At 69.8% G+C, this 25,374-nt stretch carries 24 protein-coding genes, 1 tRNA gene and 1 pseudogene; 10 read left to right on the top strand and 16 right to left on the bottom strand.

What is annotated here, in order from left to right; genetic code table 11:
• Positions 1 to 48: 48 nt before the first annotated feature.
• Positions 49 to 999, bottom strand: a complete 951-nt coding sequence (locus AC1DWR_RS16545; RefSeq protein ID WP_477624822.1) for an aldo/keto reductase — start codon at positions 997 to 999, stop codon at positions 49 to 51.
• Between the two features lie 82 nt (positions 1,000 to 1,081).
• On the bottom strand, positions 1,082 to 1,657 hold the full coding sequence (dcd, locus tag AC1DWR_RS16550; protein ID WP_477614412.1) for a dCTP deaminase: 576 nt from the start codon (positions 1,655 to 1,657) through the stop codon (positions 1,082 to 1,084).
• A gap of 116 nt (positions 1,658 to 1,773) precedes the next feature.
• Here dcd and AC1DWR_RS16555 point away from each other — a divergent pair.
• Both AC1DWR_RS16555 and AC1DWR_RS16560 read left to right on the top strand, forming a co-directional pair.
• Positions 1,774 to 1,847: transfer RNA gene (locus tag AC1DWR_RS16555), tRNA-Gly, on the top strand.
• A 169-nt stretch (positions 1,848 to 2,016) separates the two neighbouring features.
• On the top strand, positions 2,017 to 2,394 hold the full coding sequence (locus AC1DWR_RS16560) for a VOC family protein (RefSeq protein ID WP_477624823.1): 378 nt from the start codon (positions 2,017 to 2,019) through the stop codon (positions 2,392 to 2,394).
• Between the two features lie 87 nt (positions 2,395 to 2,481).
• Here AC1DWR_RS16560 and AC1DWR_RS16565 read toward each other — a convergent pair whose 3' ends face one another.
• The 3 genes from AC1DWR_RS16565 to AC1DWR_RS16575 all read right to left on the bottom strand — a co-directional run bounded on the left by AC1DWR_RS16565 (position 2,482) and on the right by AC1DWR_RS16575 (position 3,370).
• Positions 2,482 to 2,718 carry a hypothetical protein gene (locus AC1DWR_RS16565; protein ID WP_477624824.1) on the bottom strand — a complete coding sequence of 79 codons (237 nt, stop codon included), beginning with the start codon at positions 2,716 to 2,718 and terminating at the stop codon, positions 2,482 to 2,484.
• 110 nt (positions 2,719 to 2,828) lie between these two features.
• Positions 2,829 to 3,119: an MMPL family transporter gene (locus AC1DWR_RS16570; protein WP_477624825.1), complete on the bottom strand. Its 291-nt coding sequence runs from the start codon at positions 3,117 to 3,119 to the stop codon at positions 2,829 to 2,831.
• The gene (locus tag AC1DWR_RS16575) at positions 3,116 to 3,370 is read right to left on the bottom strand and encodes a DUF3303 domain-containing protein (protein ID WP_477614384.1); all 255 of its coding nucleotides are present in this window, start codon (positions 3,368 to 3,370) and stop codon (positions 3,116 to 3,118) included. The genes AC1DWR_RS16570 and AC1DWR_RS16575 overlap by 4 nt, the downstream gene beginning before the upstream one ends.
• A gap of 571 nt (positions 3,371 to 3,941) precedes the next feature.
• On the opposite strand from AC1DWR_RS16575, the gene AC1DWR_RS16580 reads away from it, so the two are divergent.
• Complete coding sequence (locus AC1DWR_RS16580) at positions 3,942 to 4,277, top strand: hypothetical protein (protein ID WP_477624826.1); 336 nt, start codon at positions 3,942 to 3,944, stop codon at positions 4,275 to 4,277.
• A gap of 237 nt (positions 4,278 to 4,514) precedes the next feature.
• Here AC1DWR_RS16580 and AC1DWR_RS16585 read toward each other — a convergent pair whose 3' ends face one another.
• Positions 4,515 to 6,749 (bottom strand): MMPL family transporter, encoded by a 2,235-nt coding sequence (locus AC1DWR_RS16585; RefSeq protein WP_477624827.1) that lies wholly within the window; start codon positions 6,747 to 6,749, stop codon positions 4,515 to 4,517.
• A gap of 209 nt (positions 6,750 to 6,958) precedes the next feature.
• Here AC1DWR_RS16585 and AC1DWR_RS16590 point away from each other — a divergent pair, with 209 nt between their 5' ends.
• Positions 6,959 to 8,338, top strand: a complete 1,380-nt coding sequence (locus AC1DWR_RS16590) for a pyridine nucleotide-disulfide oxidoreductase (protein WP_477624828.1) — start codon at positions 6,959 to 6,961, stop codon at positions 8,336 to 8,338.
• A gap of 21 nt (positions 8,339 to 8,359) precedes the next feature.
• Here the strand turns inward: AC1DWR_RS16590 and AC1DWR_RS16595 are convergent, their stop codons facing one another.
• Entirely contained in the window at positions 8,360 to 8,983 is a 624-nt protein-coding gene (locus AC1DWR_RS16595; protein ID WP_477624829.1) for an FMN-binding negative transcriptional regulator, read from the bottom strand.
• 5 nt (positions 8,984 to 8,988) lie between these two features.
• Positions 8,989 to 9,918 (bottom strand): annotated as a pseudogene (locus AC1DWR_RS16600) (DMT family transporter).
• Here AC1DWR_RS16600 and AC1DWR_RS16605 point away from each other — a divergent pair.
• Positions 9,917 to 11,329, top strand: coding sequence for an aminotransferase-like domain-containing protein (locus AC1DWR_RS16605; RefSeq protein WP_477624830.1), 1,413 nt, complete (start codon positions 9,917 to 9,919; stop codon positions 11,327 to 11,329). The pseudogene AC1DWR_RS16600 and the gene AC1DWR_RS16605 sit on opposite strands and share 2 nt — an antisense overlap.
• Before the next feature lie 164 nt (positions 11,330 to 11,493).
• Here the strand turns inward: AC1DWR_RS16605 and AC1DWR_RS16610 are convergent, their stop codons facing one another.
• Genes AC1DWR_RS16610 through AC1DWR_RS16620 form a run of 3 tightly spaced genes read right to left on the bottom strand, consistent with a single transcriptional unit; the run spans position 11,494 to position 12,835 of the window.
• Positions 11,494 to 11,985, bottom strand: a complete 492-nt coding sequence (locus tag AC1DWR_RS16610) for an SRPBCC family protein (RefSeq protein ID WP_477614375.1) — start codon at positions 11,983 to 11,985, stop codon at positions 11,494 to 11,496.
• A 55-nt stretch (positions 11,986 to 12,040) separates the two neighbouring features.
• A complete protein-coding gene (locus tag AC1DWR_RS16615; RefSeq protein WP_477617286.1) occupies positions 12,041 to 12,232 on the bottom strand; it encodes a hypothetical protein in 192 nt (63 codons plus the stop codon).
• Between the two features lie 48 nt (positions 12,233 to 12,280).
• Positions 12,281 to 12,835, bottom strand: a complete 555-nt coding sequence (locus AC1DWR_RS16620) for a DUF6584 family protein (RefSeq protein WP_477624831.1) — start codon at positions 12,833 to 12,835, stop codon at positions 12,281 to 12,283.
• Positions 12,836 to 13,019: 184 nt separating this feature from the next.
• On the opposite strand from AC1DWR_RS16620, the gene AC1DWR_RS16625 reads away from it, so the two are divergent.
• Positions 13,020 to 14,897 carry an acyl-CoA dehydrogenase gene (locus tag AC1DWR_RS16625; protein ID WP_477624832.1) on the top strand — a complete coding sequence of 626 codons (1,878 nt, stop codon included), beginning with the start codon at positions 13,020 to 13,022 and terminating at the stop codon, positions 14,895 to 14,897.
• Positions 14,898 to 15,000: 103 nt separating this feature from the next.
• Here the strand turns inward: AC1DWR_RS16625 and AC1DWR_RS16630 are convergent, their stop codons facing one another.
• Positions 15,001 to 15,258 carry a DUF6458 family protein gene (locus tag AC1DWR_RS16630; RefSeq protein ID WP_477624833.1) on the bottom strand — a complete coding sequence of 86 codons (258 nt, stop codon included), beginning with the start codon at positions 15,256 to 15,258 and terminating at the stop codon, positions 15,001 to 15,003.
• 241 nt (positions 15,259 to 15,499) lie between these two features.
• Here AC1DWR_RS16630 and AC1DWR_RS16635 point away from each other — a divergent pair, with 241 nt between their 5' ends.
• Positions 15,500 to 16,822, top strand: a complete 1,323-nt coding sequence (locus AC1DWR_RS16635; RefSeq protein WP_477624834.1) for an HNH endonuclease signature motif containing protein — start codon at positions 15,500 to 15,502, stop codon at positions 16,820 to 16,822.
• 76 nt (positions 16,823 to 16,898) lie between these two features.
• Here AC1DWR_RS16635 and AC1DWR_RS16640 read toward each other — a convergent pair whose 3' ends face one another.
• The 4 genes from AC1DWR_RS16640 to AC1DWR_RS16655 are packed head-to-tail and all read right to left on the bottom strand — an operon-like array spanning position 16,899 to position 21,993.
• The gene (locus AC1DWR_RS16640; protein ID WP_477624835.1) at positions 16,899 to 17,150 is read right to left on the bottom strand and encodes a hypothetical protein; all 252 of its coding nucleotides are present in this window, start codon (positions 17,148 to 17,150) and stop codon (positions 16,899 to 16,901) included.
• A 36-nt stretch (positions 17,151 to 17,186) separates the two neighbouring features.
• On the bottom strand, positions 17,187 to 19,067 hold the full coding sequence (locus AC1DWR_RS16645; RefSeq protein WP_477624836.1) for an NHL domain-containing thioredoxin family protein: 1,881 nt from the start codon (positions 19,065 to 19,067) through the stop codon (positions 17,187 to 17,189).
• An 11-nt stretch (positions 19,068 to 19,078) separates the two neighbouring features.
• The gene (locus AC1DWR_RS16650) at positions 19,079 to 19,927 is read right to left on the bottom strand and encodes a nitrilase-related carbon-nitrogen hydrolase (RefSeq protein ID WP_477624867.1); all 849 of its coding nucleotides are present in this window, start codon (positions 19,925 to 19,927) and stop codon (positions 19,079 to 19,081) included.
• A 2-nt stretch (positions 19,928 to 19,929) separates the two neighbouring features.
• Positions 19,930 to 21,993: a bifunctional copper resistance protein CopD/cytochrome c oxidase assembly protein gene (locus AC1DWR_RS16655; protein WP_477624837.1), complete on the bottom strand. Its 2,064-nt coding sequence runs from the start codon at positions 21,991 to 21,993 to the stop codon at positions 19,930 to 19,932.
• Positions 21,994 to 22,019: 26 nt separating this feature from the next.
• Between AC1DWR_RS16655 and AC1DWR_RS16660 the strand changes: the two genes are divergently transcribed.
• From AC1DWR_RS16660 to AC1DWR_RS16670, 3 genes are all read left to right on the top strand, one after another.
• Positions 22,020 to 22,874 carry a maleylpyruvate isomerase family mycothiol-dependent enzyme gene (locus AC1DWR_RS16660; protein WP_477614367.1) on the top strand — a complete coding sequence of 285 codons (855 nt, stop codon included), beginning with the start codon at positions 22,020 to 22,022 and terminating at the stop codon, positions 22,872 to 22,874.
• 109 nt (positions 22,875 to 22,983) lie between these two features.
• Positions 22,984 to 23,544: a MarR family winged helix-turn-helix transcriptional regulator gene (locus tag AC1DWR_RS16665; RefSeq protein WP_477614366.1), complete on the top strand. Its 561-nt coding sequence runs from the start codon at positions 22,984 to 22,986 to the stop codon at positions 23,542 to 23,544.
• Between the two features lies 1 nt (position 23,545).
• A complete protein-coding gene (locus AC1DWR_RS16670; RefSeq protein ID WP_477614365.1) occupies positions 23,546 to 25,276 on the top strand; it encodes an MDR family MFS transporter in 1,731 nt (576 codons plus the stop codon).
• The last annotated feature ends 98 nt before the right edge of the window (positions 25,277 to 25,374 follow it).

The following is a 25,374-nucleotide window of genomic DNA, read 5'->3' on the forward strand; positions in this document are numbered from 1 at the left end:
AGCCGACGGCGCTCCGGATTTCGGGCCCCGCTCGCCTGGTTGCCGAGCTCACCAGGCGTCGTCGAGGACCGCGCGTTGGTCGTCGGTCAGCGTCAGGCGCGCCCCGTCGAGTGCCTCGGCGAGCTGGGTGGCGCGGCTGGTGGCCACGATCGGGCGGATGGCGGGGTCGCCGCCGACCATCCACGCGAGCACCACGGCGCTACGGGACACCCCGAGGTCACCGGCCACCTCAGCCAGGGCCGCCTTGCGACGGTCGCTGCCGAGGTGGTCGAACGCCTCCTCCGGCTCGCGGTCGTCACGGTCGTAGGAGCCCTGCATCAACGGGCTGTAGGCCCAGGCCTCCCACTGCGGGTTGGCCTCGAGGTAGTCGATCGTCTCGTCGGTGATCCACCCCATCCGGTGGTCGTGGATGCGGTTGCGGACCATCGGGCGGGGCTGGAGGTAGGAGTAGCGCAGCTGCAGGGTGTCGGCGCCTGGCAGCCCCTGGCTCTCGGCGTGGGCGCGAGCCCGTTCGGCCCGCCAGACCGGCCAGTTCGACAGCCCGACCCGCCCGATCCGGCCCTCCGCCGCGTGCCGGCCCAGGGTCTCGGCGACTTCCTCGACGCTGACCTCGCGGTCGTCGCGGTGGGCGAAGAAGAGGTCGACGCTGTCGAGGCCGAGTCGGCGCAGCGACGCCTCGAACTGGCGGTCGATCGCCGCCTTGGACAGGCCTGTCGTGGGACCGGGGAAGACGCCGGCCTCGACGGGTTCGCAGCCCGCCTTGGTCGCGATCTTGACCCGGTCTCTCATGCCGGGGCGCGCGACGAGCCAGCGGCCGATGAGCGCCTCACTGTCGCCGCCGGCCCCGTTGTCGCTGAGCCAGAACGCGTAGCAGTCGGCCGTGTCGATCCATACCCCACCGCCGTCGACGAACTGGTCGAGCAGGGCGAACGAGGTGGCTTCGTCGATGCGGGTGCCGAACTCCATGGCTCCCAGGGCGATTCTCAGGTCAGCGGTCATGCCCCCACTCTGGCGCGTCGACCGCACCACACGTCAAGCGAGGTATGCCGCGGCGGTGAGCCCGCGGCATACCCGAGGTTGGTCAGACGTCGGTGACGTGGAAGTTCTTGAACGAACGGCTTGCGGTGGGGCCACGCTGGCCCTGGTAGTGGGAGCCGTACTTCGCTGAGCCGTAAGGGTTTTCGACCGGGCTGGAGAGGCGGAAAAAGCAGAGCTGGCCGATCTTCATGCCCGGCCAGAGCTTGATCGGCAGGGTGGCGACGTTGCTCAGCTCCAGCGTGACGTGACCGGTGAACCCCGGGTCGACGAACCCGGCCGTCGCGTGGGTCAGCAACCCGAGCCGGCCGAGGGAGGACTTGCCCTCGACGCGGGCGGCAACGTCATCGGGGAGGGTCACGGTCTCGTAGATGGAACCGAGGACGAACTCGCCCGGGTGCAGGATGAACGGCTCGCCGGCGTCGACCTCGACCAGGCGGGTGAGGTCGGGCTGGTCCTCGGCCGGGTCGATGAACGGGTACTTGTGGTTGTCGAACAACCGGAAGTAACGGTCCAGCCGCACGTCGACGCTCGACGGCTGGACCATGTCGGGGTCCCAGGGCTCGAGGACGACTCGTCCGTTGTCGATCTCGGCCTTGATGTCGCGGTCGCTGAGCAGCACGGAGAGAGACTAACGCGAGGGGTATGCCGCCGGCCGTCAGTCTCGCGCGCGCGTTCGGTTAGACTTCCTGCCGCACCGCCCGCGGGCGGTGTTCACGTCGCTCCCGAGGGACGTGTGCCGGTGTAGCTCAATGGTAGAGCGCCAGCTTCCCAAGCTGGACACGCGGGTTCGATTCCCGTCACCGGCTCCATCCACGAACGAGGCACGAGCGACAAGCCGTCCAGGGGGCGCTCGCAGGTCACCCGAATGGCGCAGGTGGGGGCGAGGCTTCGGAGGTAGCGTTTCAGAGGGTCGTCGCCCCGATCCCGGCCCGGCCCGCCAAGAGGCGCACTTGCGCGGAAGCTGGGGAGGTTGTGGAAATGTTCGAACCACTGAGGGCAGTACCGACCATCGCGGTGTCAGACATCGAGAGGGCGAAGCAGTTCTACGGCGAGACCCTGGGCCTGAAGACCATCGACTCGAGGGCCGACGGCGTCAGGTATGACGGGGGCGGAGGGACGTTCGTGCTCGTCTATCCCTCTGGGTTCGCCGGCACGGCCGCGAGCACCTACATGGGCTTCACCGTGGACGACGTGGAAAAGGCCGTCGCTGAGCTCCGGGACCGCGGCGTCGTCTTCGAGGAGTACGACATGCCGGGGCTGAAGACCGTCGACGGCATTGCCGAGATCGAAGGCGTCAAGGGCGCCTGGTTCAAGGACCCCGACGGCAACATCTTGTCGATCAACCAGGAGCTCTGACTCCGGACCGGTCCAGGGGCGGCTCGATGGAGCCGCCCCCGTCCCGGGGTCGAACTTCAGGACACGCGTGATGCTGACCGGCTGTACTCAGAAATCGCCGCCACCGTCGCCTGAGCCGAAGCCCTGGAAGAACCCCATCGACAGACCCGGCATGCCCCTGCCGGCGTCGCCATCGAGGCTGACCTCTCCCATCGAGTACGCGCTGGCCGGAAGCTCGGAGACGGTCCCGCAGCGCTGGCAGGTGGACACCACCCACTCTTCGACCTCTCGGTGCTCCCACACGTGGTTGCGGATCGCGCAGCCGACCCTATTTCTCAGGTTCATGGTTCGAGTGTGAGGATCTCCGAGCTGCCAGTCTGTGCTGCGCGTTACACAGCGGGCGTCACTCTCGCGATGCCAGCTGCACCAGCCAAGGGCCGGTGCACCCCGCCTGGCTAGCGACTCGCTTCGGCAGACCGCTCTTCGCGGTCCGCGGCCTCTTGAGCGACCGCCGCACCCTTGAGCTTGCGCGGCCAGGCACTGACGTCGCCCAGCAGCGTGAGGAGCGCCGGCACCAGGATCGTCCGCACGACCAGCGCGTCGATGAGGACGCCCAACCCCATGACGAACGCCAGCTCTCGGAACTGCCGCAGCGGGATCAACGCAAGCATCCCGAAGCTCGCCGCCAAGGTGACCCCAGCCGCGGTGATCGCCCTTCGGGGGACCTTCGTGACAGTGTCGGTCACTCCTTGGGAACTGGGACCTCGCTGACCGGTGTGATCGTGCTAGTGCAGCGCTTGAACCCAGGCCAGAGGAACTTGTGGACAGCATTGACGTCCTCGGCCTCGACGACCAGGAAGAGCGTGTGCTGGGCGTTCGCGCCGTAGCGACCGATCAGCGTGACCCCCTCGACACTGGCGTCATACAGCGAGTTGGAGCCGCCCTCGTCTCTGGGGCAAAGCTCAGGACTGTGAACCTGCGTGATGTGGAACAGCACTGATCCTCCTCATGCACCCGCTCCAGTTGGAGACTCCATGGTGGACCGGGTTGGCGCCGATGTCACTGGAGACGACGACTGCGCGGCGCCCCGCACTGGGCGGTCACCGGCTCCTGCACCGTGCGGTCAGCAATCGCCGCCACCGCCACCCCCACAGTCGCCGGATCCGAAGTCCTGGATGAACCCGATCCAGGCGCCAGGTATGCCCCGACCGGGGTCGCCACCCGTGGTCCGCTTTCCCTCCGTGTACGCGCTGGCCGGAAGGTCAAAGACGGTTCCGCAGCGCTGGCAGGTGGACACGATCCAGTCGTCGAGCTCTCGGTACTCCCACAGGTGACCATGAATCGCGCATCCGACCTTCTGTCTCAGCCTCATGGTCCGAGTGTCAGGGCCCTCGGGGCGCCCGTCTGTTCCGCGCGCGACACAGCAGCACGCGATTCTCGCTGCCGCCGAAGGTGCAGGGCAGGGACCCCAGGCTCAACCCATCCATCGATCCGTAGCCCGCGAGGCCGCTGACTCTTGGGCTGGATGAGGATGTTGTCGCGCGGGGCCGCCGGTCAGACAATGGGCCATGACCCGGCGCAGGCTCACGGACGTCCTTGCGGTTTCGCTTGGAGGTCTGTACATCGTCGCGGGGATCGCGGAGACGACTCGCGCCGTGGTCACCGGTGACGGAGGGATCCCCTTCTGGTTTGGATCCCTGGTCGGTGGTGGCGCACTGATCCTGCTCGGAACGCTGGCTCCCCTTGGGCGACCGAGGTTGGCCCGCGGCCTCGTCACGGCGGGATGCCTCGCCGGGATTCTCGCGACCATGTGGACGCTGGTGATCCCTCTGTTCGCGCTGGCTGTCGTGGTCCTCGTGCACCTGAACGGCGAGGATGCCCTGCCCCGACAGTCGGCCTCCTGATGATCTCGATTCTCGGATCCTGGAGAGTTGCCGACGGAACGGTGCCGCGCGTCAGCCCACGGAGCAGGTCGACATCTCGGTGACGCACTGGGCAGGGCAGTACGTGCCACCGAGCGCCTGGCCCCGCGTCTGCGGCCCGGACGGCTACACCGACCCGCCGGTCACGGATGCGACCGGTAAGGACTGCAACGTGTTCGACGGTGTCTTTCTCGACGACGGCCGAGGGCAGAGGCCTCGCTAGCGGCTCGCTTCGACGGCCCGCTGCTCGTCGTCTGCGGTCTGTTGAGCGACCTCGGCCCCGCGGAGCTTTCGCGGCCACGCGCTGAAGTCGCCCAGCAGCGTGAGGAGCGCCGGCACCAGGATCGTCCGCACGACCAGGGCGTCGATGAGCACGCCCAGCCCCATGACGAACGCCAGCTCTCGGAACTGCCGCAGCGGGATCAGCGCAAGCATCCCGAAGCTCGCCGCGAGGGTGATGCCGGCTGCCGTGATGGCGCCCGACGTCTCCGGGATCCGCTCCGCGATCGCCTTGCGCAGCGTCGTGTGGTTGGCCCGGGTCCAGACGTGGCCGACCCCGTAGATGTTGTAGTCGGACCCGAGCGACAGCAGCAGGACGGAGGCGGCGAACGGTACGTAGAACGCCACGCCCTCGTGGCCCAGCCTGTCCTGGAAGACCAGCGTCAGACACCCCAGCGAAGCGGCGAGGGCAAGCACGCTGCAGCCGAGGAGGAGGACCGGTGCCACGATGGCACGCAGGAACACCATCAGCAGGACCAGGTTGACGAGCAGCACCGCGATCGCGATCCGCTGGAGGTCGGCGTTGGTCGCCGCCACGAGCTCGCTGGCCACGGCCGTGTCCCCTGCCACGCCGTAGCGGGCTCCCTCCAGCCCCGCCCGCTGCAGCATGCCGGGCATGGCTGCCGACAGGCGGTTGAGGTCGTGGATCGCCGTCGGGCCAAGCGGGTCGTGGTCGAGGATCACGAGGAGGCGAGCGGCATCGCCACTCTTGGTCACCAGCGCGCCTCGCACGACTTCGTCGGGCAGCGCGTTGGGACTGAGGACGCCGGCTACCCCCGGCTGTTTGTCCAGCTCCTGACCGAGGCGGGTGAGCTTGTCCCGGTCGGTGCCGACGCCGCGGCCTTGCAGCAGGAGCTCGGTCGGCGCGACGATGCCGGGCGCGAACCCCGAGGAGGCGGCCTGCGCGGCCGCGTGCGGCTCGCTGTCAGCGGGGAGCGAGGCGACGAAGGACACGCCCAGGTGCAGGCGCCCCACGTCGGCGGAGAGGGCCGCGAGCCCGAGCACACAGGCTCCTCCGAGGACGAGCGCCACCACCCTGACAGTCAGCACCCGGGCGGCGGCGCGCGCCACGGGGAGAGTGCGGCTCCGCTTGGGTCGGGTCGGCCAGAACAGGGCGTGACCAAAGATCGCCATGAGTGCCGGCAACAGGGTCAGCGAGACGACCACGGCGGACAGTACCGACAGCGAGAGCACGGGTCCGAAGGCGCGGAAGAAGCCCGACTTCGCCACCAGCATCGCGGCACTGCCCGCCGCCACCGCGATCCCCGCCACCAGGACGATCCGGCCGGTCTGCGCGGCCGAGGCCTTGGCCGCCGTCAGCTTGTCGAGGCCGTCTTCGAGGCCGGTGCGCATGCTGGAGAGGTAGAAGATGGCGTAGTCCGTCACGATGCCCAGCACCAGGGCGAGCACCAGTGGTTTGAGCTCCTCGGGCGCCCCGCCCTCCACGAACCCGCCGGCGTAGTTGGTGATGCGCACGGCCAGGAAGTACGACGCCGCGGCCGTCACCAGCGCGACGAGCGGGGCGACGACCGAGCGGAACTTGAGGGCGACGATCCCGATGACCGCCACGAGGGTGGCGCCCTCGAGCAGCAGCAGGTGGTCGTAGAGGATCTTCGACTGCGCAAGCTGGGCGGGGACGGTGCCCGTCACCCCGACGAGGTGGTCATCGGGCTGGTTGACGTGCTCTCGACCGAACGCGCCGGCAGCGGCGACCTCCGCGCCGAAGGTCGTGCCCGGCTTGGTGAAGACGTAGCTCAGCGCCGTGGTGCCCTGCTCCGACGACGACGGGAAGGCGCCCTGCGTGTTGGCGATGGGCACGACGGCCACGATGGGGCCGACGTCACCAATCGTGCGCTGGGCCACGCCGACCGCGCGCTCCAGTGCTCGCTGCTGCGCGGCCTGGGTCAGGCCGTGCTCGTCGCGTTGGACCAGCATCGTGCGCGACAGGATGGGGAACCCGAAGGCCTTGGCCGACGTGGTCTCCGTCGCGATGGCTCTGCTGTTGGGCGGTGCGAACCCGCCCAGATCCGCGTTGGGGGTGGTTGCCGGGAGCCAGACGGCGGCCGCGATCGCGCCGGCTGCCCACCCCAGCACGACGAACCAGCGGAGCCTGACCACCAGCCAGGCGTAGATCCTGGCGAACGAGCCGGCCTCGGACTTGCGCCACGACCTCATTGATCAGCCTTCCGTGTATGGAGAAAGGACTATCCCATTTCAGGGCCTGCCACATCCCGGGGCGTGCCTCGGGAGGTGGCAGGCCCACGCTGGGGCCAATTCTGGGTATGCCGCGTCGCGACGGTGCACGTCGCGACGGCGCGCCTCGCGCGGCATACCCCCCAAGCGGTCCATAGACGCGCCGACCGGGAGCGTGGCAGCGTGGATTCATGATGCGCACTATCGACGCTGACTATCTCGTCGTGGGGGCCGGTGCCATGGGGATGGCATTCACGGACGCGCTCATCGACCATGCCGACGTCCGCGTGGCCCTGGTCGACCGTCGCCATGGGGTCAGTGGGCACTGGCTCGAGGCGTACCCCTTCGTGCGCCTGCACCAGTCCTCTGCCTTCTACGGCGTCGCGTCGACCCTGCTCGGGGGAGGCCAGCTGCAGCAGCGTGGTCCCGAGGAGGGTCTTCAGGAGCGAGCGTCCCAGTCGGAGATCTGCGCCTACTACGCGCGGATGCTCGACCGGATGGTGGAGTCCGGCAAGGTCGAGTTCTTCCCCAACTGCGAGTACCTGGCTGACCGGGGGGTCGTCTCGCGGATCTCGGGTGAGCGGTTCGAGGTGTCCGAGGGGTGCCGCATCGTCAACGCCGCCTACCTGGCCCCCAGCATCCCTGCCGAGAAGCCGGCGCCCTTCGACGCCGCGGACGACGCCAGGGTCGTGCCGGTCAACAGCCTCGCCCGGCTGGAGGAGGCACCGAGCCAGTACGTCGTCGCCGGGTCGGGCAAGACCGCGACCGACGCCTGCATCTGGCTGCTGTCGCGCGGCGTCGACCCCGACGCGATCTGCTGGGTGCGGCCCCGCGACCCGTGGATGATCAACCGGGCCGTGGTCCAGCCGAACCCCACGATCTTCCTCGGCATGGCCGCCGACACGATGCGGGCAGCGTCCCAGGCGACTTCGCTCGACGACCTGTTCCTCCGCCTCGAGGAGGCCGGCATCATGCTGCGGGTCGACCGGACGGTTCTGCCGACGATGGCCAAGGCCCCGACCCTGGCCACGTGGGAGCTCGAGCAGCTACGCACGCTCGAGAACGTCGTGCGACGGGGGCACCTCAAGACCGTCGACCGGGGGAAGCTCTCCTTCGCCGACGGATCGGTCGCCGTCGCGGAGGACGCCCTCGTCGTGCACTGTGCGGCGGACGGGCTGAAGTACCCCCCGCTCGTCCCCGTCTGGCGTCCCGAAGGCATCACCCTGCAGGCGATCCGGGCCGGCTTCCCGTGCTTCGGTGCGGCCCTGGTCGGGTACGTCGAGGCGACCCGGCATGACGACGAGGAGAAGAACCGGCTCTGCCCGCCGACGCCGTACGGCAACTCGATGGCGGAGTGGGCGAAGATGAACGTCCTGGGCACGCGGGCCGCCATGTCCTTCATGGCCGAGCCCGACATCAAGGAGTGGTCCAACCAGGTCGCGCTCAACCCGGCGCGCATCCCGCCCGGACACCCCGAGTCGGCAGCACTGGATGACGCGCGTGAACGCCTGGCCACCCACACCGGTCCCGGGCTGGCGGGGTTCGCCGCGCTGATGGGAGCCAACGGCTGAGGTGAGGTGAGGTCAGGCAGGCTAGGACCCCAACGCCCGCATCTGGCCGGCCACGGCATCAGCCTCGCGAGAGTCTTCGTGCAGCAACCCGTCCACCACTCCTGCCCGGTCCGCTGCCGAACGGTTCTGGCTGAGCTTGGCCTTCGCCTCGACCCGTTCGACCGAGATCTCCACTCCGACGATCGCGCGCAGCTGCCCCTGGATGTATTTCTCCGGCGCATCGGCACTGCGCCACGGCGCCGCACGATGGCCCTCGTGCCGCTCGACGAGCTCGTCCACCGCCCCGCGGACCCAGTCGGCGTCGTCGTGCACCGTCGCCCGCCCGCTGATCTGCACGACCGAGTAGTTCCACGTGGGCACGACCCTGCCGTGCTCGGCCTTGCTGGCGTACCAGGAAGGAGAGATGTAGGCCTGCGGACCGGTCACGACCAGTAGGACGGGTTCGTCTGCGCCGATGGACCTCCAGTGCGGGTTCGCCCGCGCCAGGTGGGCGATGACGGTGTCACCGCGCCACACGATCGGGAGCAGGGTCGCCAGCGGGTAGCCGTCCGGACCAATCGAGACCAGCTGCGCCGAGCCGATCTCCTCGACCATCCGGCGGATGGCCACGACGTCGTCCAGGGCGTTGAAGTGCGGCACGTACATGGGCGTCAGTCTCCCTCCGCGCCGAGCCGCACCCGGACGGCAGCACCCGCGCACAGGACGACGACCAGCCCGCCGACGATCGTGACCCAGGTCAGGTCCTCCCCCAGCAGCAGTCCCGCCCAGGCGATCGAGAGCACCGGCTGGACGAGCTGGACCTGGCTCACCTGGGCCATCGGGCCGATGGCCAGGCCGTGGTACCAGGCGAAGAAGCCGAGGAACATGCTGACCACACCGAGGTAGGCGAACGCCGCCCACTGCGTCGCAGTCGCGGACGGAGGCTGGTGCGACGCGGACAGCCCTGCCAGGAACACCATCAGCGGCGAGCACAGCACGAGCGCCCACGAGACCGTCTACCACGCACCGAGCTCCCGCGCCAGCAGGCCACCTTCGGCATAGCCGACTGCCGCAGCCACCACGGCGCCGAAGAAGAGCAGGTCCGACCACCGCAGGTGCCCGAGGCCGCCCCACTGGGCCGACGCGAAGCCCATCGCCGCGACCGCCCCCACCAGGGCGATGACCCAGAAGGCGACCGGCGGGCGTTCGTGACCGCGGAGCACGGCCATCGTCGCGGTGGCAGCCGGCAGCAGCGCGATGACGACGGCTCCGTGGCTCGCGGGCGCTGTCGTCAGGGCGAAGGACGTCAGCAGCGGGAAGCCGACGACCACCCCGCCGCCGACCACCGCGAGCCGCGCCCACTGGCGACCACGCGGCATACGTTGGCGGGTCAGGGCCAGTGCCGATCCGGCCAGCACTGCCGCGACCACGGCGCGACCCGATCCGATGAACAACGGCGACAGGCCGCCGACGGCCACCCGCGTGAACGGCACGGTGAACGAGAAGGCTGCTACCCCGACCAGTCCCCACAGCATCCCGGCCAGTGGCGTCGCGGATACCGCCGTGTCACGAATCAGGGTAGCGCTACTATGTTGCGTCATGGACAACGATAGCAGTTCCCGGATCGTGGCAACACTGCGCGACTGGATCGCGAGCGCTCCACCCGGTGCGCGCCTGCCCTCGACGCGGCTCCTGGTCACCCAGCACCAAGCCAGCCCGGTCACCGTCCAGAAGGCCCTGCGCGAGCTCACGACCCAGGGACTCGTCGAGACCCGCCCCGGCGTCGGGACGTTCGTCCGAGCGGTCCGCACGGCACGCCCGTCGGACTACGGCTGGCAGACGGCGGCCCTGCGAGCACCCCAGTCACGCGGCCAGGCCGTCTCCACCGCGATGCGGAGCGCGCCCAACGACGTCATTGCCCTGCACTCCGGCTACCCCGAGCGCGAGCTGCTGCCCGAGCGGCTCGTGCGATCGGCCCTGACCAGGGCGGTGCGTGGGGACACGGCGACCTCGCGCCCACCGGCGGCCGGGCTCCCCGCCCTGCAGTCGTGGTTCGCGCACGAGCTGGGCGCCGCAAGCCCCGTGGGGGTCACGCCACCCGCCGCGAGCGATGTCGTCGTGCTGCCGGGGAGCCAGAGCGGACTCAGCTCGGTGTTCCGCGCCCTGGTGGCCGGCGGACAGCCGGTGCTCATGGAGTCGCCCACCTACTGGGGTGCCATCAGCGCCGCCGCCCAGGCCGGGGTGCGCGTCGTCCCGGTGCCGTCAGGCCCCGACGGCCCCGACCCCGACGAGCTCGCGCGGGCCTTCGAGGAGAGCGGCGCCCGGGTGTTCTACGCGCAGCCCAACTACGCGAACCCCACCGGCGCCCAGTGGTCGACCGAACGCGCGGAACAGGTGCTCGACGTCGTCCGCGACCACGGCGCGTTCCTGGTCGAGGACGACTGGGCCCACGACTTCGGCATCACCACGACGCCCAGACCCGTTGCGGCGCATGATGATTCGGGTCACGTGATCTACCTGCGCTCGTTGACCAAGAGCGTGTCGCCGGCCCTGCGCATCGCCGCCGTCATCGCTCGCGGACCGGCGCGCGAACGCATCCTCGCGGACCGCGGAGCCGACTCGATGTACGTCAGCGGCCTCCTCCAGGCGGCAGCTCTGGATGTCGTGACCCAGCCCGCGTGGCAGACGCACCTGCGCAGCGTCCGCGAACAGCTCCGAGCCCGACGCGACCTCCTCCTCGACAGCCTTCGCGAGCACGTCCCGCAGGCCCACGTCGAGCACGTGCCGACGGGTGGCCTGAACCTCTGGGTACGCCTCCCCGACGGGACGGACCTCGAGAGGCTCGCGGCGGACTGCCTGCGCGACGGCGTCCTCGTCGCCCCGGGGACAGAGTGGTTCCCCGCCGAGCCGGCGGGGGCCTACCTGCGACTGAACTACACCGGGCCCAATCCCGGAGCCTTCCCCGAGGGCGCGCGGATCCTGGGCGCGGCCCTCGAGCGGCTCCGCGCCTAGCGGGAACCACGTGAACCGGGCCTGCGCGTGACGCTGAACTTCCACCCTGACCGCCAGCACCGCGGCATACCGATCCTGCTGGCCATGGCGCGCGACGGGCGCTATCGCAACCAGTTCGAGACCGGCACCAGCAACGGTGGCCTCACGGCGCACCAAGGCGGCGATCAGGCCGGGGCCTGCCGCTCGACGAGGGACTTCAGGTTTGCCAGCTCCTTGCGAGCCTCAGTAGGGCTCAGGATCGCCAGCTCAATGACCTTGCCGACAGGACCGAGCCGGCGGCGCCACTGTGTGGAAACGTGGAGCTGCAGGTCGGTGCCACCCGATCGCCCGCTGAGGCGTGAGGTCACCTCGAGCTGCAGGCCGAAGTAGGCGTCAGTCCTCGTGACCAGTTCGTGGGGTGCGTCGGCGCGCAGCACCGTCGTGCGCGCGGACAGCGGGCCACGCCTCGAGACGTACGTGGAGCCGGGCTCGCCATGGCCACCCTGCAGCTCCCCGATGGACGGCTTTCCAGTCTGCCACTGCGGAATGCGGGTGGGGTCGACATAGGTGTGCCACACCTGCTCAGGTGTTGACTTGATCCAGACGGAGTGCTCCAGCTCGCCCACGCGATCCACCTCCGCGCCGACGACGACGCCGACACCCACAAGCGTACGCATCCGGCGCCCGCGCAGCCTAGGACCGCGTCCCCCCATCTGGCGGGCCTCGCGCGGGTCAGGCGGAACGGCGCAGGGCGGCGACGGCAGGCAGGTCGTCGAGCGCCGAGAAGACCGCCGTGTCGCAGACCGTGCAGCAGAAGCCGCCCGGCAGGTCGTCGATCACGGGCACGAGGATCCGCTCGCCCTGGCACTCGTCACACCAGGCCTGGACCGCGTGCAACAGCAGCACATCCGAGGTGTTGTCCATGCGTCGAGAGTGACAGGAGCCACCGACAGGCGGGTGGACCCACGCCGTTCAGCCGGGGACCATCCAGCCCAGGAGGGTCACGAGGCCGATGACGGCGCACACCACGAACAACCCTGCCAGTGCCACCGCGATGATCGTCGCAGCATCCGGGCCACCCTCTCCGGCGCTCGAGCCGGGCGCCGCGTCCGCACCCGGGGGCGGCGGCGAGCTGGTCGCGGTGGTTGGCGTCTTGGCCTGCTCAGCCCGTCGCCGCAGCGCGTCGACCCGCTTGTTGCCCTCCCGCTCCCGTACCGACCGCGGCAGGCTGCTCCACATCTGGCCGAAGTGGTCGCCGTGCTGTTCCCGCCACGCCTCGACCGCCTCGTCCACGTCCTTGCCGCGTCGGGCCGTGCCGAACCAGGCGGCCCCCGCCGCCGGCAGGTCACGCATCGCGTAGTTGACCTCGCCCAGCAGCTCCAGCGCCTCGGCGTCGAACTCCCCCGCCAGGTGTCCGACGAGGCGCTCGCGCGCCTTCCACTCCCGTCCGGCGTCGAGGTCGGCCCGAGCACGCTGGACCGCGTTGCTCGGCTGGCTCGAAGGCTGCGTCTGGGGTTCCTCGGTCACACCACGTGAGTATGCCGTGCCCTCCCCCGCGCGCCCGCGTCATCGGGGGCACGCGGCATACGTCATCCGTTTGGTGGGGAATCCCACAGAGGGGTTGCAATTGTTACCCACCGGTAGAATCATGGAAGTTACCGGCCGGTACGGGCCGGTCGACCACAAGTCACCACTCGGAGGGTTCCCCGACATGGGCCACTACAAGAGCAACCTGCGCGACCTGGAGTTCAACCTCTTCGAGGTCTTCGGCCGCGGCGACGTCCTGGGCACCGGCCCCTATGCCGATGTCGATGCAGACACCGCCAAGGAGATGCTGAAGGAGGTCGCGCGGCTGGCCGAGAACGAGCTGGCCGAGTCGTTCGCCGACGCCGACCGCAACCCTCCGGTCTACGACCCCAAGACCTACTCGGTGACCATGCCCGAGTCGTTCAAGAAGAGCTACCAGGCCTACGTCGACTCCGGCTTCTGGAACATCGACGTCCCGCGCGAGCTCGACGGCACCGTCGCCCCGCCGAGCCTGAAGTGGGCCATGAACGAGATGGTCCTCGGCGCCAACCCGGCGATCGCGATGTTCGCCGCCTCCTACTCGTTCGCCAACCTGCTCTACATCCTCGGCAACGACGAGCAGAAGAAGCTCGCCCACTGGATCGTCGACAAGGGCTGGCACTGCACGATGGTGCTGACCGAGCCCGACGCCGGTTCCGACGTCGGCGCCGGCCGCACCAAGGCCAGCGAGAACGCCGACGGCACCTGGAACGTCACCGGCGTCAAGCGGTTCATCACCTCCGGTGAGTCCGACATGACCGACAACGTCATCCACTTCGTGCTGGCCCGCCCCGAGGGCGCAGGCGAGGGCACCAAGGGACTGTCGCTGTTCATCGTCCCGAAGTTCCACATCGACCTCGAGACCGGTGAGCTCGGCGAGCGCAACGGCGCCAACGTCACCAACCTCGAGCACAAGATGGGCCTCAAGGTCTCGACGACCTGCGAGATCACCTTCGGCGACAAGGAGCCGGCCGTCGGCACCCTGCTCGGCGACACCCACGACGGCATCGCGCAGATGTTCCGCGTCATCGAGCACGCGCGAATGCTGGTGGGTACCAAGGCGATCTCGACGTTGTCGACCGCCTACCTCAACGCTCGCGACTACGCCAAGGAGCGCGTCCAAGGCGCCGACCTCACGCAGATGAACGACAAGGCCGCGCCCCGCGTGACCATCACGCACCACCCCGACGTGCGCCGCTCGCTGATGACGCAGAAGGCGTATGCCGAGGGGCTGCGCGCGCTCGTGATGTACACCGCGACCCAGCAGGACATCGTGCACCAGGCGTTCCTCGAGAGTGGCTCCGAGGAGCTCGCCGAGGGCTCCGCCGCCGAGATCGCCAACCGGGTCAACGACCTGCTGCTCCCGATCGTCAAGGGCGTCGGCTCCGAGCGCGCGTGGGTCCTCCTCGGGACCGAGTCGCTGCAGACCCTCGGCGGATCCGGCTTCCTGCAGGAGTACCCGATCGAGCAGTACATCCGCGACGCCAAGATCGACACGCTCTACGAAGGCACCACGGCCATCCAGGGCCTCGACTTCTTCTTCCGCAAGATCATCAAGGACAAGGCCCAGGCCCTGTCCCACGTGGCCCTGCAGATCCAGGAGTTCGCCAAGGACCTCGGCGCCAGTGGCGGACGGCTCGACGCCGAGCGCGAGCTGCTCGGGACGGGCCTCGAGGACGTCCAGGGCATCATCGGCTACATGGTCGGCGAGCTGATGAAGTCCGACCCGCGCCAGGAGGGTGGCGAGCTGGCCAACCTCTACAAGGTCGGCCAGAACACCTCACGCCTGCTGCTGTCCGCCGGCGACCTCGTCATCGGCTGGCTCCTGCTTCGCCAGGCAGCGGTTGCGGCCAAGGCCCTTGAAGCAGAAGGGGTTTCGGCCAAGGACCGCGACTTCTACGAGGGCAAGATCGCTGCCGCGTCGTTCTTCGCACGCAACGTCCTGCCCAAGATCACCGCCGAGCGCGCGATCGCCGAGGCGACCGACAACGCCCTGATGGACCTCCCCGAGTCCGCGTTCTGACCCGTTCCCACGCAGGTATGCCGGGTGGTCCCGGCACGACGAAGCGGCACCGGATCAGTCCGGTGCCGCTTCGTTGTCGGTCAGGTGATGCCTCTGGGGTTGGTCAGGCGCGCGGGTCCACGTCGACCTCGTCGACACGGGTGCCGGTGGCCGGGTCGGTGTGGCTCACGCGGCGCGACGAGTAGCCGGCGCCCGTGGTGGTGCGGCGGGTGACGATCAGCGACAGCAGGATGGCCAGCACGCCTGCAGCCATGCAGATCCAGCCGATCATGCCGAGGTTGACCACGTCGGTGGACGCGTTGAGCGCGAAGGTCAGGATCGCGCCGACGACGATCAGGAAGATGCCGACTCCGATGTACATGCTCACTCCTGGGGATTGCGGGCACTGGTCACCCGTTCCCTCAACTCTAATGGCCAAAAGCTCCTGACCTGCGGTGACGCGGCGCATTCTTCTCATACCGCCACGTCGCGACAGGGGCCGGAGAGCGGCACCGACTCGCCACCCCTTCCGGCAGCCGGTCGCGAGACCTGACCACCTTTCTGGCCAGTCTCTCTGTGGCCTGTGCTTGTGTTCGAACAGATGTTCGACTATGGTTGCCTACATGTCAGCAGCCGCCAGCCTTCTCACCGCCCCACTCGGGACGGTCGAAGTGCTGCGCGAGATCGACGAGCTGCTGGATCGGGTCCACACCGGCGACGTGAGCGGCGGCACTGCCGCGGCGGCGGCCCTGGGCGACGTCGACCGGGTGATCACCCGGCTGCAGGCCGTTCGGCTCTCACTCGTCGCCGAGGCTGACCGTTCTGAGGTCGCCGCCGACTCCGGGCTCACCGACACGTCAGCATGGTTGGCGGCCAGCACGCGGCGCGAGGGCGGTCAGGCGGCCCGTGACGTGCGGCTCGCGATGGCCCTCGACAACGGCCTTGACGCCACCCGTGAGGCACTGGCCGCCGGCGACGTCTCCACCGAGCACGCCCAGGTGATCGCGACGGCCACCGCCCAGCTGCCCCACGGCCTGAGCACGCAGGAGCGGACGGCCATCGAGGCAGATCTCGTGCGCCGAGCCAAGCTGGTCGACCCGGGCACCCTGCGCAAGGAGGGCAGGCGGATCCTGTCGGTCGCGCAGCGTTCGCAGGCCGAGGTCGACGCCCACGAGGACCAGGTGCTGCGCAGCGAGGAAGATGCGGCGTTGGCCAAGGCGCGGCTGACGTGGCACCACAACGGCGACGGCACCTCGACCGGCCACTTCACGCTGCCGACTCTTGCGGCTTCGATCCTGGCCAAGACCGTCCAACAGATCGCATCGCCCCGTCGGTTCGCCCAGCAGGCTGCCAAGGCGGCCAAAGCTGCGGGTGCCGCCACGCCTGCCGATGTCACAGCGGCCACCTGGGAGGCCTTCCAGGCAGAGGGTGACTGGGCGCACCGCTACGGCACGGCATTCGTCGAGCTGCTCGAGCACCTCCCCACCGACACACTCAACGGCAAGGTCGCAGCCACGGTGGTCGTCACGATCGACCACGACCAGCTCAAGGCAGCTGTCGGAGCCGCCCACCTTGACACCGGCCACGACATCTCCGCCGGGGAGGCCCGCCGACTGGCCTGTAATGCCGGCATCCTTCCGGCGGTTCTGGGTGGACGATCGGTTCCGCTGGACCTCGGGCGGCAGGAGCGGTTCTTCACCGAGGCGCAGCGGGTCGCCCTCGCCACGACCTACGACACCTGTGCGGCGACAGGGTGCGATCGGCCCTATGCCTGGTCAGAGCTCCATCACGAGGATCCGTGGGCAAGCGGTGGTCGGACCGATCTGGCGCTGGCAGTCCCGGTGTGCGGATACCACCATCGCCGGATCCACGACCCCCGCTACTCACACCGGATCGACACGGACGGCCAGGGGAAGAAGTCCGTCATCTTCGCTCTCCGGACGTGAGGCGAGGACAGTTGAGCGGGGCGGCGCGGCGGCGCGGGGTGTGGCAGGCCCTGCGGGAGCTTGGCGCGGCCGCGACTCAGCCGACGAAGCCGCCTGAGTTGCCGCCGCCTGCGCCGGGAATCTTGAAGGATTCGGGCGGGCGTCCCGCGTCCCCTCGGTCGTCTTGTCCGTCGAACGTCGCCCCACGCCGCTGGAGTACCCAGGCAAGGACGCCGATCGCGACCAGCACTGCAAGCAGCCACCACATGTCGCCCACCTTCGCAGCGGCCCGCGCGGGAGCGGACCGATGACCCGAGGGTAGGCGCTGCGGCAGGATCTTGGGGGCCAACCGGGAACGCTACGCGCGCGCCCGCCCACTCGTAGGTCAGACGCCTCGCAGGTCGAGGGTCAGTTCGGTGGTGGCGCCGTCGACCAGCACAACGGGGATACCCCAGTCCTGTTGGTAGAGGTGGCAGGCGGCGTGCTCGGGCACCTCGCCGGTCTCGGGGTCGCCGTCGCACGATGCGGCCTGCACCGAGATGTGCAGCACTCCGTCGCCGGCCGCCGGGTCGAGGGTCAGCGTGCGCGTCAGGCCTTCGGCGCTGCCAGCACCTTCGCGCAGCAGGCCCTCGGGGGTCGCCGACACCATTAACCGAGTCGGCTCGCCCCAGCGGAAGTCGAGCTTCTGCCCCGTGGGCGGGGAGAAGCTGACCGTCAGGGTCAGGGGACCTGGCGCGACCTCGGTGCGGGGTCGCTGGGTGCGCTGGGCGAGGCCGTCGACGTGCTGGGCCTTGTCGGGCAACGGGATCCGCACGAGCTGGTGGGCCGCCGACTCGACCACCACCAGGCGCGCTCGAGGCGCGACACTCGAACGGTTCGGGGACTGGGTGTCGCCGACCTCGGTCAGCTCGACGACGGCATCGGAGGGCTCGCGCAGGCCAGTGGCCAGGGTGCTGACTTCGCGGGTGACCGGATCGAACCGGCGGATCGCGCCGTTGTAGGTGTCGCTGATGGCCACCGAGCCATCCGGCAGGACGGTCACGCCGAGGGGGTGCTGGAGCAGCGCGTCGTCAGCCGTGCCGTCCCGGTGGCCGAAGTCGAACAGGCCCTGACCCACGTGGGTGGTGACGACGAAGCCTTCGTCGGTGACGTCGAGCGATCGCAGCGCGGAGGTCTCGGAGTCCGCGACCCACAGGCGCGACCCCTCCTCCGACACCGCGAGCCCCGACGGCTGGGCGAACCACGCCTCGTCCGCCGCTCCGTCGCGAATGCCCTCCGCGGAGGTGCCCCCGAGCACCGCGACCGTGTTGTCGGCCGGGTCGGTGGCCAGGTGCAGGGCCCACAGCTGATGGGTCCCGGCCATCGCGATGACGACCCTACCGATGAACCAGGCCAGGTCCCAGGGCGTCGAGAGGTCCTGCTTGAGGGCCGGGCCGATGCCAGACCGTTCGCGCAGCTGGCGGCCCGTCCCGGCGAGCACCGTCCAGGTTCCATCGGCGAGCCGCAGCCCGAGGATCCGGTGCTTGACGGAGTCCGCGACGACCACGTCGTAGCCGACTCGCTCAGCCGTGTCCGCCGGGAGGACCAGCACCCCCTGCGGCTCGTTCAGCGGACCGGACTCGTTCGTGCCGGCGAAGCGTCGGCGTTCGGTCTCCAGGTCGGGTTCGAGCCACACGAGCTCGTGGTGCGCCGTGTCGGAGACGAGGAACGAACCGTCCGGCAGGGCGGCCGCCTTGCCCGGGAACCGCAGCGCGGTCTGGGCAGGTGCCGGCGCGGCATACGGCGAGTTGCCTTGGCGCAGGGTGCCCTTGGCGCTGTGCGAGGCGATCAGCTCCTCGATGAGGACCGACAGGCCGTGGCCGTGTCCTTCGCCGGACATCGAGGCGACGATGTAGCCCTCGGGGTCGATGACGACCAGCGTCGGCCACGCGCGGGCGGTGTAGGCCTGCCACGTGACGAGGTCGGGGTCGTCGAGCACCGGGTGGTGCACGGCGTAGCGCTCGACCGCAGCGGCGAGGGCGTCGGGGTCGGCCTCGTGCTCGAACTTCGGGGAGTGGACGCCGATCAGGACAAGGGAGTCCGCGTACTTCTCCTCGAGCGGACGGAGCTCGTCGAGGACGTGCAGGCAGTTGACGCAGCAGAACGTCCAGAAGTCGAGCACGACGATGCGCCCGCGCAGGTCGGCCAACGTCACCGGTTCGCCACCGGTGTTGAGCCAGCCCCGCCCGACCAGCTCGGGCGCGCGCAGGCGAGCGTCTCTCTTCACGGCAGCACTCTTCACAGGGGGTATTTCAGTCGCCGGTCCTGCAGGACGGGGAACTGCTCGCGCCAGGTGGTCACCGCAGCCAGGTCGACGTCGACGCTGAGCACTTCCTCGCCGCTGCCGGCCATGGCCAGCGCTTCGCCCGTCGCCGAGATCACCTGCGAGTGGCCGCCCATCGGGGTGCCCGCGTGGGTGCCCGCGGTGTTGCAGGCGATGACGACGCACTGGTTCTCGATGGCACGCGCGTGGGCGAGCAGGGTCCAGTGCCGCACGCGCGCCGCGGGCCATGCGGCCGGGATGACGAAGACGGTGGCGCCTGCGTCGAGCTGGCGGCGATAGAGCTCGGGGAACCGCAGGTCGTAGCACGTCGACAGCGCCGCGCGGTGCGGAGCGTTGTCCTGCCTGGGTCCTGTGCTCGGCAGGTCGACCAGGACGATGTCCTCGCCGGCGTCCATCAGCTTCGGTTCGCCAGAGCCGAAACCGAACCGGTGGATCTTGCGGTATGCCGCGACGAGACTTCCGTCCGCGGCGTAGACGAGCGAGGTGTTCCAGAGTCCGTGGCCGTCCGAGCTCTTCTCTTTCCAGCTCGTGTCTCCCGCCGCGGGGCGTTCGACGATGGACCCGGCGTGGAGCATGACCCCGGCGTCACGGGCGGCGGCGGACATCGCGGCACCGATCGGGCCGTCGACGGGCTGGGCGCGCGCATCCCACTCGCGGTAGGAGAAGCCGCCCGGCGCCCAGAGCTCGGGCAGCACCACGAGGTCGTGACCGGCCTGGGCGCGCACCAGGTCGGCGACGCGCGTGACACGCTCCGCCATGAGTTCGTCGTCGCCGTACGCGATCTGCAGCACCGCAACCCGCATGGTCACTGCCGCTCCTCGCTTCGCTGATCGTGTCGTTGCTGGTCGTGTCGTCGCTGATCGTGTCGTTGGTCGTCTCGACGCCTCAGCTCCTTCAAGTGTGCGTTGTAGGCGGCCAGCTCTGCATCCCCGTCGCGGTCGGCCTGCCGGTCCTTGCGCTTGGTCTCGGCGCGGTCGGTGCGCACCCAGGCCATCGCGACGAGCAGGGTGAGGATCACGGTCGGGGCCTCGCCGATGCCCCACGCGATGGCGCCGGCTTCGCGCTGGTTGCCGAGGACGTCGCTCATCCACGGCAGCTTGAGCGCCTCGAAGAAGTCAGGGGCCAGCACCGTCGTGCTGCCGGTCATGACCACGCCGAAGAACGCGTGGAACGACATGGTCGCGAACAGCACGACGAGCAGCATGATCGGCGGCCACTTCTTCGGGCCGGGGTCGATGCCGATGAGCACCCAGGTGAACAGGTAGCCCGTGAGAAGGAAGTGCACGACCATCAGGACGTGCCCCGTGTGGGTGCGCAGGGCCAGCTCGAACAGCGGTGAGTAGTAGAAGATCGCGAGGCTGAAGAAGAAGAGGGCCGCCGCGACGACCGGGTTGGCGACCACTTTGAGCACCCGCGACTGCACCACCTGGAGGACGACCTCGCGGGGCCCCCAGGTCTTGTCGGTGCGGGCCGGCAGGGCGCGCAGGGCGAGCAGGATCGGCGCTGCCGGCACGAGCAACAGGGGCACGAGCATCGCGATGACCATGTGCATGACCATGTGCATCGAGAACAGCACGCGACCGTAGACCCCCGGCGCGCCCGAGGTCGCGTAGGCGAACACCGCCCAGCCCAGGACCCACACGACCGTCCGGTGCACCGGCCACGCGTCGCCACGGCGGCGCAGCCGCAGCACGCCGGCGACGTAGGTCCCCACAGCCACGACCGCGAGGCTCAGCCACAGCCAGTCGGTCGTCCAGGTCGTCAGCCACGAGGACCCCGAGAGCGGCCCGGGGTCGGGATAGCCGGTCAGGGCGAAGGTGCGGGAGGCGTCCGCGACGGGCACGTCAGGCACCGGTGGCGCACTGCGCGAGAGGGCAACCGCGGTTCCCAGCGCCACCCCCATGACGACGAGCTCGGCCGCGACGAGGCGTAGGAAGGTGGTGGTCCGGCCCCGCTCGAGGCCCGCCAGGAGCGAGCGACGGTGGCGCCACCCGGCATACCCGAGCAGGAGGAGCGCCACGCTCTTGACGACGAGGAGCACGCCGTAACGCGTGCCGAGGTCGCTCCACGTGCCCACCCGGATCAGGGCACTCTGCAGGCCCGACAGGGCCACCGCCGCGAAGCACCAGCCGGCCAGGGTCGAGAATCGCGCCGCCGTGGGGGCGAGGTCGCGGCCCAGGATCGGCTTCAGCACCGCGAGGGCGAGCAGGCCACCGACCCAGACGGTGACTGCGACGAGGTGGGCCGCGAGCGCGTTGACGGCGGTGCTGTGGTCGGTCGCCCCGGCCGCGTGTCCCGCGAGCGCGAGAGGCAGCACGCCGAGCACCGAGATCACCGAGAGCCAGGCCATCGCGGCCCGGCTGGTGACGACCAGGGCGAGGACGGAGACGAGGGCTGCGACGCCCGCCGTGATCAACGCGACCCGGGTCGGCTCGATCCGCCAGGCGAAGGTCGTGAACTGCTGCGCGAACGACGGGTCGGAGAGCGGGACCCCGATCAGGTCGGCCATGCCGAGCACGGACCCGGCGGCGCCGGCGAGCGCCCACAGCCCGGCGGCGATGCCCGCAAGCCTGGTGGCGGTCAGCCGGCGGCTCGTGCGCGTCGTCTCAGGCACGAGGTATGCCGCGTGGACGAGCAGCCCCACCGTCACCGCGGCGGCGAGGTCGTGGACCACCCGGGCGTAGAGCAATCCCCACCGGACGAAGCCCCCGGGGTCGCCGATGACCGGGGCCGTCGCGGCCTCGCCGATGACGGCCGCCAGCGGGAGCGCCACCAGGGCCGCCAGCACGAGCGCCAGGAGCGCCAGCCGCCCCAAGGGAGCCGAGGGCGCCGCGGGGGCGTTCACGGTCTTGGCGACGGGAGAGGTCATGGCGACAGCCTAAGTATGGTGGAGCCATGTCCTTGCACCCGGCAGCACCCGAAGACCTGGCCGGACTCGTCACGGCCTACCAGCAGACGACCCAGGCAGTCATCGACCTGGGTCGGTCCTGCTCGGATGCCGACTTCGACCTCCCGACGGCCTGCCCCGGCTGGACGGTGAAGGACCAGATCTCGCACGTGGTGGGCCTGGAGTCGTGGCTGCACACCGGTGACGTCCCGCGCGTGGACCTGCCCGACTACGACCACGTGCGCCACGAAGCCGGCAAGTTCATCGAGCGGTCGGTGGAGCTGCGGCGGGGGATGCTGGGGGCCAAGGTGGTCAGCGAGCTGGAAACCATTGTGGCGCAACGGGTGGAGCAGTTCAGCGCGCCGGACATGACGCTCGAGACCATCGTTCGGGGAGCGTGGGGGCCGGCGCCGGCGGGCGAGAACCTCCGCACCAGGATCCTCGACATCTGGACCCATGAGCAGGACATCCGCCAGGCGTTGCGTCGGCCCGGCAACCTCGACTCCGGTGGCGCGACCGTGTTCATGGAGCAGCTCTTCGCCTCGCTGCCGAGGATGGTGGCACGCGACGCGGGCATCGAGCCCGGCAACGTCGTGATCATCGACAGCACCGGACCGGTGACCGGGCGAGCAGGCGTGTGGGTGGAGGCCAGCGACGACGGCAAGCCGCGCGGCATACCCCTGTTCTCGGGCATTGCCCACGACGGGGACCCCGACGACGTCTTCACGACGATCACCCTCTCGACCGACGCCCTCACCCGACGGGCTGCCGGGCGCGGTGGGCTGGAGGACATCCACTTCACGGTGCAGGGCGACGAGGACGTGGCCCGCCGAGTGCTGGAGAACCTGGTCCTCGTTCCCTGACCCACCTCTCCGCTCGTCGGCCGTCGGCCGGGTCGTTGCTTGCACCACACAACCATCTCGTGATACTTGTATGTCGCAAGCAACTTTCTGCACAGATCCCAGGTCGCCCATGTCCACGCACCACCTCGACCGGCAGACGGCTGAACGCGTCAGCGTCGGCCTGATCCGGCTGATGAAGCTCCTGCAGGCCCTGCGCCAGCACGCGCCACGCATCCACCCCGCGGTGGACGCCACCGCCTACCCGATCCTGTTCAACCTGGCCGCCGAGCCCCGGCGGGTCTCGGTGCTCGCCGAGTGCGTCCACTCCGACGTCTCGACGGTCAGCCGGCAGGTCAGCACCCTCGAGGCCCACGGTCTCGTCGACAAGGTCAGCGACCCCGACGACGGCCGCGCCCAGGTCGTCCGTCTCAGCGACGAGGGCCAGACCCTGCTCGCCGGCATCCAGCAGCAGCGGACCGAGTGGTTCGGTGAGCTGATGGCCGACTGGACCGCCGAGGAGGCCAGCGACTTCGCCGGTCACCTGGAGCGGTTCGGCGCCGACCTCGAGGGCTTCCGCGAGCAGCTGGTCGCCCGCCGCCCCGGCTCCACCTCCACGCCCACCTCCACGCTTGTTGGTCCCGCACCGTCCAGCCCCCCTCTTTCCAGCCCCACTCTTTCCACGGAGAACTGACATGGCAGCCGCCGCCCCCGCCCGTCCAGACGGACCCCTCACACACCGCCAGATCATCACGATCCTGACCGGCCTGATGATGGGGATGTTCCTCGCCGCCCTCGACCAGACCATCGTGGCCACGTCGATCCGCACGATCGCCGACGACCTCAAGGGTCTCGACGAGCAGGCGTGGGCGACCACGGCCTACCTGATCACCTCGACGATCGTGACGCCGCTCTACGGCAAGCTGAGCGACATCTACGGTCGCAAGAAGTTCTTCTCGGCCGCGATCACGATCTTCGTCGTCGGCTCGGTGCTCTGCACCCTGTCCCAGTCGATGCTGCAGCTGGCGTTCTACCGCGCCGTCCAGGGCCTCGGCGCCGGCGGTCTCTTCTCGCTCGCCCTCGCAATCATCGGCGACATCGTGCCGCCGCGTGAGCGCGCCAAGTACCAGGGCTACTTCCTCGCCGTGTTCGGCACCTCGAGCGTCCTCGGTCCGGTCATCGGCGGGTTCCTCGCGGGCCAGTCGAGCATCCTCGGTGTCGACGGCTGGCGCTGGGTATTCCTCGTGAACGTGCCGATCGGCATCGTCGCGCTGCTCGTCGTCTCACGCACGCTGCACCTGCAGCACACCCGCCTCGACCACCGGATCGACTGGTGGGGGGCGGCCACGCTGACCCTCGGGCTCGTCCCGCTGCTGCTCGTCGCCGAACAGGGCCGCGACTGGGGCTGGGGCTCCGGGCGGTCGATCGCCTGCTACGTCGTCGGGATCATCGGCGTCATCGCCTTCCTGCTCGTCGAGCGCGCCATGAAGGACGAGGCCCTGCTGCCGCTCACGCTGTTCCAGGAGCGGACCGTCGCGGTCGCGTCCGGGGCGTCGGTGCTCATCGGGATGGCCATGTTCGGTGGCCTCGCCTCGCTGCCGCTCTACCTGCAGATCGTCAAGGGCGCGTCGCCGACCAAGGCCGGTCTGCTGTTGCTCCCCCTGACCCTCGGCATCATGGTCGGCTCGATCGTCTCGGGCCAGATCATCAGCCGCACAGGGCGCTACCGCCGGTTCCCGATCATCGGCTCGGCCCTGCTGGCGCTCGCGCTGTTCGTCTTCCACTTCATCAAGGCGGACACCCCGCTGTGGCAGACCAGCATCGTGATGGTGGCCTTCGGGCTCGGGCTCGGCTTCAACTTCCAGCCGCTCACCCTCGCCGTGCAGAACGCCGTCTCACCGCGGCTGATCGGTGTCGCGACCTCGTCGGCGACCTTCACCCGGCAGATCGGCGGCACGCTCGGCACCGCGGTGTTCCTTTCCATCCTGTTCTCGACGGTGCCCGACAAGATCGCCACCGCGCTCAAGGCGTCGGCCGGCACCAAGGACTTCCAGGCGGCGCTGGCCGACCCGGCCAACGCCGAGTTCGCCAAGGGCCTGTCGTCGGCGGCCGGTCAGGCCGGCGGCACCGCGGGAGGGGTCCTCAAGGACAGCTCGTTCCTCAACGACCTCGACCCGCGGCTGGCCAAGCCGTTCCTCCAGGGATTCTCGAACTCGATGGACCTGGTCTTCCTCGTGGGTGCCGGGGTGATGGTGGTCGGCTTCCTCGTGATGCTGCTGCTGCCGCACGTCGAGCTGCGTGGTGGCTCGGCCTACTCGGAGCGCGGCGCTGCCGACAAGGCTGACTCCGACAAGGCTGACTCCGACAAGGCCGACGCTGAAGCCGCAGACGCCGCTGTCACCGCACCTCCCGCCATCGGTCACTGACGTAGGGGTCTTCCCTGACCCCGCCCTGAATCTGCACCGAACCTCCCCTGAATCTCCACGTAGCCGCGCCGGTCGACCCGACCTGCGCGGCTACTGTG

It is taken from the genome of Pedococcus sp. P2_E2, from assembly GCF_056403955.1.